The sequence below is a fragment of the Mesorhizobium sp. M2C.T.Ca.TU.002.02.1.1 genome (genome assembly GCF_003997225.1).
The window spans coordinates 1-10032 of the sequence record NZ_RZTO01000149.1 but is presented as its reverse complement, the minus strand read 5'-3'; the positions used below and the strand labels follow the sequence as shown (position 1 = coordinate 10032).

The 10032-nt window shown below is 63.9% G+C and carries 8 protein-coding genes and 1 pseudogene; 8 read left to right on the top strand and 1 reads right to left on the bottom strand.

The annotated features are described in order from the left end of the window. The 6 genes and pseudogenes from EOD07_RS10810 to EOD07_RS10785 form a co-directional block, all read left to right on the top strand. Positions 1–715 (top strand): annotated as a pseudogene (locus tag EOD07_RS10810) (hypothetical protein); the annotation flags it as partial. After that, positions 712–1464: an FkbM family methyltransferase gene (locus EOD07_RS10805; protein WP_127235430.1), complete on the top strand. Its 753-nt coding sequence runs from the start codon at positions 712–714 to the stop codon at positions 1462–1464. The pseudogene EOD07_RS10810 and the gene EOD07_RS10805, both read left to right, overlap by 4 nt. A 142-nt stretch (positions 1465–1606) precedes the next feature. Then, positions 1607–4168 (top strand): FAD-dependent oxidoreductase, encoded by a 2562-nt coding sequence (locus tag EOD07_RS10800; RefSeq protein ID WP_127235429.1) that lies wholly within the window; start codon positions 1607–1609, stop codon positions 4166–4168. Between the two features lie 99 nt (positions 4169–4267). Next, positions 4268–5035, top strand: coding sequence for a site-2 protease family protein (locus tag EOD07_RS10795; RefSeq protein ID WP_127235428.1), 768 nt, complete (start codon positions 4268–4270; stop codon positions 5033–5035). Between the two features lie 58 nt (positions 5036–5093). Continuing rightward, complete coding sequence (locus EOD07_RS10790) at positions 5094–6035, top strand: phosphoribosylaminoimidazolesuccinocarboxamide synthase (RefSeq protein ID WP_127235427.1); 942 nt, start codon at positions 5094–5096, stop codon at positions 6033–6035. Positions 6036–6111: 76 nt separating this feature from the next. Further along, on the top strand, positions 6112–6954 hold the full coding sequence (locus EOD07_RS10785; protein ID WP_127235426.1) for a DUF1194 domain-containing protein: 843 nt from the start codon (positions 6112–6114) through the stop codon (positions 6952–6954). Positions 6955–6961: 7 nt separating this feature from the next. Here EOD07_RS10785 and EOD07_RS10780 read toward each other — a convergent pair whose 3' ends face one another. Continuing rightward, entirely contained in the window at positions 6962–7810 is an 849-nt protein-coding gene (locus tag EOD07_RS10780) for a hypothetical protein (protein ID WP_127235425.1), read from the bottom strand. 177 nt (positions 7811–7987) lie between these two features. On the opposite strand from EOD07_RS10780, the gene EOD07_RS10775 reads away from it, so the two are divergent. Together EOD07_RS10775 and EOD07_RS10770 are read left to right on the top strand one after the other, a co-directional pair. Next, the gene (locus EOD07_RS10775) at positions 7988–8698 is read left to right on the top strand and encodes a class I SAM-dependent methyltransferase (protein WP_164772167.1); all 711 of its coding nucleotides are present in this window, start codon (positions 7988–7990) and stop codon (positions 8696–8698) included. Positions 8699–8829: 131 nt separating this feature from the next. Beyond that, positions 8830–9780, top strand: a complete 951-nt coding sequence (locus EOD07_RS10770) for an ABC transporter substrate-binding protein (RefSeq protein ID WP_127235423.1) — start codon at positions 8830–8832, stop codon at positions 9778–9780. Positions 9781–10032: the final 252 nt, after the last annotated feature.

The following is a 10032-nucleotide window of genomic DNA, read 5'->3' as shown; positions in this document are numbered from 1 at the left end:
GGCGCCGGTCGCCGGCGCGATCCTGATCATGGCCGATTTCGGCGATGCGGCGCGCGCCTCGACGCCCGACCTCTTGTGCTCGGCGCTGTTCCTTGGCGGTCTCTTTGCCTATGTGCGCAAGCGCGAGGCGGCGACGGCGGTCCTGCTGTTCCTGGCTTTCATGGCGAGACCTGACAACATCGTCTTCCTCGCCATCTTCGCGGTGCTGCTTATCGCTTTCCGGGAGAGGGCATGGGGCGCGCTGGCCGGTTTCGCAGCCTCTTTCATCGCCTATTTCGCCATTTCGCACTGGGCCCAGCATCCCGGCTGGTGGCCGCATCTGTGGTTCTCCAGCATCGAGCAGCATTACAATATGGACGGGTTCGACCCGCCATTTTCGGTGGCCGCCTATCTCAAGGCCTTTGCGGCGTCGGTGGTGCGCGCCATCAGCGTCAACAGTTGGGTCGGCGTCTCAGCCCTGGCACTGGCCGGCTGGTTCGGCTTGAACCGCGCCGGCTTCCGACCCGACCGCCGCGCCGGCATCCTGCTGGCGGCGCTCGTGCTCGGCGTGCTGGCGAAGTTCGCCGTCTTCCCGATCCACGACACCCGCATCTATTTCCCCAACCTTCTACCGCCCTTCCTGCTGATCGCAGCGCCGTTGATGGCGCTGTGGGCAGCGGCGAGCCGGGGCGGGCCTCGCGCGGCGCTGCAGGTCAATTCCGGAGACAAATCATGAGCTCGGTGTCCAGCTTCGCGCGCATCCTGTTGTCGCTCGGCCTTCCGGCAGGCCTGCTCGATCGCGGGCCGGCGTTGCGCGGTACGAAGTTCCTTGCCAAGGCGGCGCTCAAGGCGCGCTTCGGCGGGCGGCCGTTCCAGATGGTCAATGTCGGCGCCTGCGATGGCGCGCTGTTCGACGACGTGACGCCGTGGCTGCACAGCATCCGCGGCGCTCGCGCCATGCTGGTCGAGCCGATCCCCTACAATCAGAAGCGGCTGCGCGCCAACTATCCTGATACCGACCGCTTCATCATCGAACCGGTGGCGGTGACCAGGGCCAAGGGCACGATCACCGTCCATACGTTTGATGCCGCCGCGCTCGAATCCGGCACGCTGCCGATCGAGTTCATCGGCTGCTCGTCGGTCACCGACACCAATCTGATGTCGGGCAAGAACGCCTGGGGCGAGGCCGACGCCAACTTCAACAAGTTCGCGCCCCATCTGAAAGACATCGAGGTGCCGTCGGAGACCCTGCAGACGCTGCTCGACCGCAACGGCATCGCCCATATCGACGCTTTCCTGGTCGACTGCGAGGGCGCCGACTGGATGGTGTTCGAGCAGCTCGACCTCGAGCGCTACCGTCCCGGCATGATCAAGATCGAGGTCGGCGCGCTGCCGGCGGCCGAGATCGGCCAGGTCGTCGTCAAGCTGAAGACCGCCGGCTATCAGGTCGGCTTCCAGGCCGAGGACATCTGGGCCTTCGCCTGAAAGGAAATACCCTGCACGCGCCGTCGCGCCGCACTTGCGGCGTGTCGCAAACAGGCGGTAGCTCAATCCGCGTCCTCTGCATATTGTGCGCCATTCGAAGGGCGCGCAAACGCGCCCGTCTATCCCTTTGGAGTCGCGGGCAATGGCAGAGTTTCCGAAAAAGGCGAAGGTCGTCATCGTCGGTCTGGGCGGGATCGTCGGCGCGTCCGTCGCCCACCACCTGATCGAACGCGGCTGGGACGATATCGTCGGCATCGACAAGTCGGGCATCCCGACCGATGTCGGCTCGACGGCGCATGCCTCGGACTTCTGCTACACGACCAGCCACGATTTCCTGTCTTGCTGGACGACGCTCTATTCCATCGATTTCTACGAGAAGATGGGGCATTACGCGCGCGTCGGTGGCCTCGAGGTTGCCCGGGTCGGCGACGATGGCCGCATGGACGAGATCAAGCGCAAGGTCGCCTCCGCCAAGGCGTTCGGCACCCGGGCGCGGCTGATCGAGCCGGCCGAGATCAAGGAAAAATTCCCGCTGATCGAGGAGCATCTGGTGCAAGGCGGCCTGTGGGACCCGGATGCCGGTCTCGTCATCCCGCGCTCGCAGACGGTGGCCGGCAAGCTGGTCGACCAGGGCGTCGCTTCCGGCAAGCTGCAGGCGTTCGCCAACACCTCGGCCAAGGAGCTGATTGTCGAGAATGGCCGCATCAAGGGCGTGGCGACCGAGCGCGGCACGATCGAGGCCGATTATGTAGTGGTCTGCACCGGCATTTGGGGCCGGCTCACCGCGGCTCTGGTTGGCGAGGACCTGCCGGTCATGCCGATCGACCATCCGCTGACCTTCTTCGGCCCCTACAACGAGTTCGCCGGCACCGGCAAGGAGATCGGCTGGCCGCTGCTGCGCGACCAGGGCAACTCGGCCTATATGCGCGACACAGGCGACCCGAAGACCGCCGAGGGCGGGCAGATCGAATGGGGCTATTACGAGGAGACCAATCCGCGCCTCTGCCACCCGCGCGACCTGCTCGAAAAGCATGAGGCGCGGCTGTCGCCGTCACAGCGCGACCTCGACATGGAGCAGATCATGGCGCCGCTGGAGCGCGCCATGGAGCTGACGCCGATCCTCGGCGAGCTCGGCTACAATGAAGGCCACTCCTTCAACGGCCTCTTGCAGGTGACCACCGATGGCGGCCCGTCCATGGGCGAAAGCCAGAAGGTGAGGGGCCTGTGGTACGCCGTCGCCATCTGGGTCAAGGACGGCCCGGGCATGGGCAAGCTGATCGCCGACTGGATGACCGACGGCCGCACATCGATCGACCATCACCAGATCGACTATTCGCGCTTCTACCCGCACCAGACGCAGGAGCAGTTCATCTGGGATCGCTGCACCGAGACGGCGATGAAGGTCTACAATCCGGCGGTGCATCCGCGCGAGCCTTTCTCCAAGGGCCGCAACGTCCGCCGCTCGCCGTTTTGGGAGCGCGAGAAGGAGCTCGGCGGCTATTTCATGGAACTGGGCGGCTGGGAGCGCGCCCACGGCTATGCCGCCAACGAGCATCTCCTGGAAAAATACGGCAACCGCGTGCCGGTGCGCGAGAACGAGTGGGACAACCGCCATTTCTGGCGCGTCTCCAATGCCGAGCATCTGGCGATGAGCGAGGATTGCGGCATCGTCAACCTCTCGCATTTCTCGATGTACGACGTCGAAGGCCCCGACCATGTCGCGCTGCTCGAATGGCTGTGCGCGGCCAAGATCGGCGGCGACAACAATATCGGCAAGGGCATCTACACCCACTTCCTCGACGAGGAAGGCATGGTGCGCGCCGACTTCACCGTCATCCGCATGGCTGACCGCTGCCGCGTGATCGACGGCGCCGATGCCGGTCCGCGCGACTTCCGCTACATGCAGCGCACCGCGCAGGACAAGGGTTTCGACGTCACCGTCACCGACGTGACCGAGAAGTACGTCACCATCGGCATCTGGGGGCCGAATGCGCGCACCACGTTGCAGAAGGTGGTCGAGAATCCCGAGGGCCTGACGCCGGAGAATTTCCCCTTCGCGGCGATCAAGCCGATCAGGATCGGCGGCAAGGATGTGACCGCCTTCCGCATTTCCTATGTCGGCGAGCAGGGCTGGGAGCTGCACATGCGCTACGAGGACGGCCTGGCCGTCTGGGACGCGCTGCGCTCCACTGGCGTGATGCCGTTCGGCGTCGAGACCTATGCCAACACGCGCCGCATGGAAAAGAGCCTGCGGCTGCAGAACGCCGACCTCCTCACCGAATACAATCTGCTCGAAGCCGACCTTGCCCGCCCGAAGGTCAAGGAGAACGACTTCTGCGGCAAGGCCAAGCATCTGGAGTATCGCGCCCGCGAGCATCAGCCCGCGATGCTGTGCACGCTGGTGATGACCGAGAACACCGATTCCAAGGGTGTCGCGCGCTATCCGGTCGGCATCATGCCGGTGATGGACCCGGCGACCGGCGAGACGCTGGTCGACGAGCTCGGCCGCCGCTCCTTCACAACTTCGGTCGCCTATGGTCCGACGATCGGCAAGAACATCGCGCTTGCCTATCTGCCCTGGGCTTATGCCCAGGAAGGCCGCAAGCTGCAGGTCGAGTATTTCGGCGAGACCTATCCGGTCGAGGTCGCCGGCGTCGGCTACAAGCCGCTCTACGACCCGGAGAACCTCAAGCCGAGAAGCTGAGGGCTAGACGATGGACGCAACAGCCCGGCCTCGGCCGGGCTTTTTTCTTTTGCGCAGCAGGATTCTCGCATAGCGTTCGCACCAGGCGGAGTGGGTAGCTTGCAACGGTTCGGCTGGGACAGGAAGAACGACGCGTTCGTCTTCACGATGACGGGGAACATTCCCGTCCATGTCAGTTGGACCTTCGCCGTTCCCGCCGCCTTGCCGTTCCTGCATGAGTGGTCGAGACGTCCCCAGGCCGCCCTGACTCATACCCTCATCTTTGCCGCGCTGCTGTTCCTGTCGGTGTTTTTGCACGAGCTTGCCCATGTCTGGGCCGCGCGACGGCGAGGCATCGGCACCCAACGGATAGACCTGTACCTCTTCGGCGGAATTGCCTGGTTCAAGCCCGGCGCCGCGGCTTCGCCCTATGGCTGGGCGTGGATCGCCTTCGCCGGGCCGTTGGTGAACATTGTCCTGGCGGCGAGCTTCGCCGCTGCCTATTACCTTTTTGCCCGGCCCTTGTTGCCTGTCGATCCAGACGGTCTTTTCAGTTCGCCGCCGCCGAGACCGGACACGCTTCTCGAGTGGACGCTTTGGCTTGGCGCCTTGGTGAATGCGGTTCTGGCCGTTCTCAACCTGCTCCCGGCCTATCCGCTCGATGGCGGGGCGATCGCCAGGCATCTGCTTGCGCCGCGTTTCGGCCCGGATACCGCCACGCGGATCGTCGGCTTCTGCGGCGTCGTGCTTTCAATTTTGCGCTTCGCGGTCATTGTGCCTGCGGCAACAGCCGGAATTCTGTTGTGGATTCCGCCTTCGTTCAGGCCGAACTGGCAGGCGTTTCGCACTGCCGGCAAGAAGAAGCCCGTTCCGCAGCGCCCGGCTTGATGTGCAGGGGCCCAGCGGCTTATGTGACCCATCAGAGTCCGCGAAAGCAACACGCCCCATGCGCATCCTGTCCGACGCCTTCATTCCTGAATTGCCCAACCGCTACAATGGCAAGGTGCGCGAGAACTACGATCTGCCGGACGGGCGCCGCATCATCATCGCCACCGATCGTCTGAGCGCGTTCGACACGATCCTGGCCTCGATCCCGTTCAAGGGGCAGGTCCTCACCCAGACGGCGCGCTACTGGTTCGAGGAAACCGCCGACATCTGCCCCAATCACGTGCTGGAATATCCCGACCCCAATGTCGTGGTCGGCAGGCGGCTCGACATGCTGCCGGTGGAAATGGTCGTGCGCGGTTATCTGGCGGGGACCACCAGCACCTCGATCCTGACCAAGTACCGGAAAGGCGAACGCAGCCTCTACGGCCACAGCTTTCCCGACGGGCTGCGCGACAATGAAAAGCTGCCCCAAGCGATCATCACGCCGACCAGCAAGGCCGCCCATGGCGGCCATGACGAGCCGCTGTCGGAAGCCGAGATCATCGACCACAGGCTGCTCACGCAGGCGCAGTGGGATACTGTATCGCGCTATGCGCTGCAGCTGTTCGCCCGCGGCCAGCAGCGCGCCGCCGAACGCGGCCTGATCCTGGCCGACACCAAATATGAATTCGGCACCGCGCCGGACGGTGCAATCGTGCTGGCTGACGAAATCCACACGCCAGACAGCAGCCGCTACTGGATCGCGCAGAGCTACGACGAGGCGTTCGAAAGCGGCGGCCGGCCGCAGAGCTTCGACAAGGATTTCATCCGGTCCTGGGTGTCGGCGCGGTGCGATCCCTACAAGGATCCGATTCCGCAAATTCCAGACGAGATCATCAACCAGGCCTCGGCGGTCTATATCCAGGCCTATGAAGCGATCACGGGCGCGAAATTCGTGCCTGATCTTTCCGGCGATACCGTGCTGGAGCGTATCCGCTCGAATCTGGCGCGATATTTTTAAGATCCTCGCCGGCGGAAATCCGGTGCCCGGCAATTCCCGGCTTTTGCGCGGAACGATTTTCGCCTAACCTTCCTCCATGTCCGCCTATGCCCGCGCAAGGCATACCGTCTCGGCCGGTGCCGCCCTGGCGCTGGCACTTTGGCTGACGCCGGCAGCTTCTCCCGCCGAGCCCGTCGATGTCGAACTGGTGCTGGCGGTCGACGTTTCGCTCTCCATGTCGCCGGCCGAGCTGGAGATCCAGCGCCACGGTTACGCCGCGGCGCTCACCCATGACAATGTGCTCAAGGCCATCGCCGACGGTGCCTATGGCAAGATCGCCGTCACTTATGTCGAATGGGCGGGCACGACCTGGCAGCGCGTCGTCGTGCCGTGGACGGTGATCGCCAATCGCGACGATGCCGAGAAGGTGGTGGCGCAGCTCAATGCCCTTCCGCCGGACAGCGCCCGGCGGACCTCGATCTCCGGCGCGCTGAGCTTCGGCAGCGACCTGTTCGCCGAGAGCGGCTTCCAGGGCACGAAGCGCGTCATCGACGTTTCCGGCGATGGACCCAACAACCAGGGCGCGCCGGTCGATCTCACGCGCGACGAGGTGGTCAGGCAAGGCATCACCATCAACGGACTGCCGTTGATGACGCGCGGCGGTTTCAGCGGCGCCTTCGACGTCGAAAATCTCGACCGCTATTACAGCGACTGCGTCATCGGCGGGCCGGGCGCTTTCATGATCCCGGTCAACGACTGGACGCAGTTCCCCGAAGCGATCCGCCGCAAGCTGGTGCTCGAGCTTGCCGGTCCGGCTTCACCGCAATGGGCGGCCGAGGAGGCCGCGCATCCGCCGGTCGTGCTCGCCGACGACAGGCCGGCAGCGGACTGCCTTGTGGGCGAGAAGATGTGGCGCAACCGCGGCTGGGGCATGCCGTGAGCAACGCTCAAACAAGTGCGTGCCTCATCATGCGTTCCAGGGCGTCGGCCATGCGCGGCATGGAGGCGACTTCGCCGGCATCCTGAGGCACCCTGCCGGGTGTCTTGTTGGCGTCCATCAGATAGGTCTTTCCGTCATGCACCGCGAAGTCGAACTTGCCGTAGTCGAAGCCCAGTTCCTTGCGTCTTTGGCGAAGATCGTCCGGGACGGGGCACGGCTCGCTGCGAAAAACGCCTGCACCCTTTACGATGCGGTCGCGTGAGACGAAGCGGCCGCAGAAATCATAGTCGCCGCAAAAGAGCCAGTAGCGCAGCGCAAAGCCATCGGGCTCGATTTCAGGCAGGAAACGTTCGACCAGAAGATCGGGCTCGTGGAAGAGATCGGCCGGCACATCGGCCGCGCGATCGAAAACCTGATACTCCTTCATCAGCCTGGCTCCGGGGAAAGGCAGAGGACGCCCGGCACGCGACGCGCGATGGTTGAGCCGGCTCTCGGGCAGGCCGCCGCAATTCAGCACGCCCTTGACGATGACCGGGCCTTCCCAGCCATCGTGCGGGACGACCCTGGCCGTGCTGACGCGTGATTTCGAGATGTCGGTCACGCCAACATTGAGGCAAAGCGGAAAGCCGCGCGCATATTCGATATAGGCTGGATCGACGGTTGTAGAGTCGACATGAAGGACCGCGGCGTCTCCGGCAATCTTCGTCGAGAAACCTTGAGCGATTGTCCAGGAATGGCCTCTCCGGCGCAGATCCTCAAGGATCGCATGGATCATGTAGCTGCTTTCGGCGCGCCGAAACAGCTTGCGCTCGAGCAACCGGTCGTGCTCGTGCGTGATCACCACGATATGCGCCACTCTGGCCCCCCGGCCGTCTTCCACTTAAGCAGGTAATAATATACATGGCTGCCCCAGGGGAAGTGCGGCGCACTACAAAAAGGGGTGAGGGGCATGTCAGACCTGTGGGCAAATCTTTTTCGTACGTGGGACCTCATCGGGGCTCCCTTGCGCCCGCATTCCGATGTGGTGGCGGTCATGAAGCGTGAGCTTCGGACCGAGGACGCGGAAATGGCGCTGTTCGGCGTGACGCCGGAGTTCGCCAGGCTCGGCAAGTCGCTCACCGCCATCGATTCCAACCCGAACATGATCGGAGCCCTGTGGATCGGCGACGAGGCGACCCGCAGGGCAGTGGTCGGCAACTGGCTCGACCTGCCATTGGCGGACAGAAGCGTCGATGCGATAATCGGTGACGGTTGCCTTTCCGCCGTCATAAGCGAAACGCAGCGGCTCAGATGTCTGGAAGAGATGGCTCGCATTCTGAAGCCGGGCGGTCGCGCGGCCATCAGGCTTTTTGCGAGGCCCAGCAAGACGGAGCCGCTCGGCGCCATCAAGGCGGACGCGTTGGCCGGCAAGGTAAAGGCGCTGGCCGAAATCGTGTTGCGCACGGCGCTTTCCTTGCCCGTGGCCGCGCCCGATTACGGCCTGAAGATGTCGGCCGTTCTCGACGGAATCAACGAGATGTTCGGAGACCGGGCCGAACTCATGGCGGCCGGTGGATGGCAGCCGGGAGCCTTTGCGTTCATCGACCTCTACAAAGGGTCCGATACCATCTGCTGCTGGCTCAACGAGGACATTCACGTGGCGGAGGCGTCGCGCTACTTCAACGACGTACGCCTTGTCGCCAGCGGCGGCTATCCGGTCGCCGAGCGCTGCTCGATCCTTGTCGTAAGCTCGCCGCGAAGCTGACGCGCGGAACGCGAGACGCGCCGGCGCAACGCTTCAGGATTGGACCATCGTCCAGTGCGGCTTCTGCTTCATTGACAAGCCTTTTGGGGTCTGTGAGACAATTCGCGCTCACCACAAAAAGGGGAACCACAATGAACAGAACCACCATTTTCGCGGCGGCGCTGACGGCGGCCGCCGTGCTCAGTGCGCCGGCGATGGCGGCCACCTCGCTCACCATCGGCATCAGCGGCTGGACCGGCTTCGCGCCGCTGACTTTGGCCAAGCAGGCCGGGCTTTTCGAAAAACACGGGCTCGACGTCACGATCAAGAAAGTGCCGCAGGCGAGCCGCCCGCTGGCGATTGCCAGCGGCGACCTGCAATGCGCGGCGACCACGGTCGAGACCTGGATGGTGTGGAACGCCAGCGGCGTCACCACCAAGCAGATCTTCCAGCTCGACAAATCCTACGGTGCCGACGGCATCGTCGTGCGCAACGACATCAAGACCGTCGCCGATCTCAAGGGCAAGACGGTCGCTTCGTCCGCGCCCGGAACCTCGCCCTATTTCCTGCTTGCCTGGGTGCTCAACAAGAACGGCATGTCGACCAAGGACGTCACCGTCGTCAACCTTGAGCCGGACGCGGCGGCGCAGGCCTTCCTGGCCGGCCAGAATGACGCCGCCGTTACTTACGAGCCCTTCATCTCGGCCGTACGCGACAAGGCCGACCAGGGCCACATCCTGGCGACCACGCTCGACTATCCGATGGTGATGGATACGGTCGGCTGCACGCCGGACTTCCTCAAGGCCAATCCCGATGCCGCCAAGGCGCTCGCCGACAGCTATTTCGACGCGCTCGACATGATCAAGAAGGACCCGCAGAAATCCTACGAGATCATGGGCGCCGACGTGAAGCAGTCGGCCAAGGAGTTCGAAGATTCGGCCAAGTACCTGAAATGGGCCGACAAAGCGGAGAACAAGCAGTTCTTCACCAAGGATTTCCAGGACTTTTCCAAGACGGCCGCCGAGCTCTTGCTGCAGATGGGGCTGATCAAGGAAGCGCCGGATGTGACGACGCTTGCCGACACCAGCGCGGTCGCCAACTGATCCCACCCGATCGGCGGCGTCGCGCCGCCGATCCTTTCTCCTTAAGCGCGTCGCGATCTTTCAGATACGCTCGCTGCGTTTTAGGTTTTCGATTTCACGCATGTCCTTATCCCGAAACCGGCCCCGCTTCCGGGAGACATGCTTTAAGGACAGGGCCTGATGCTGCGTCCCTTGCACCCCGTTGCGCCGGGCACGCGAAGCGTGCTCGGCATCGCCTTCTTCGTGCTGTTCGTGGCCTTCTGGGCATGGATC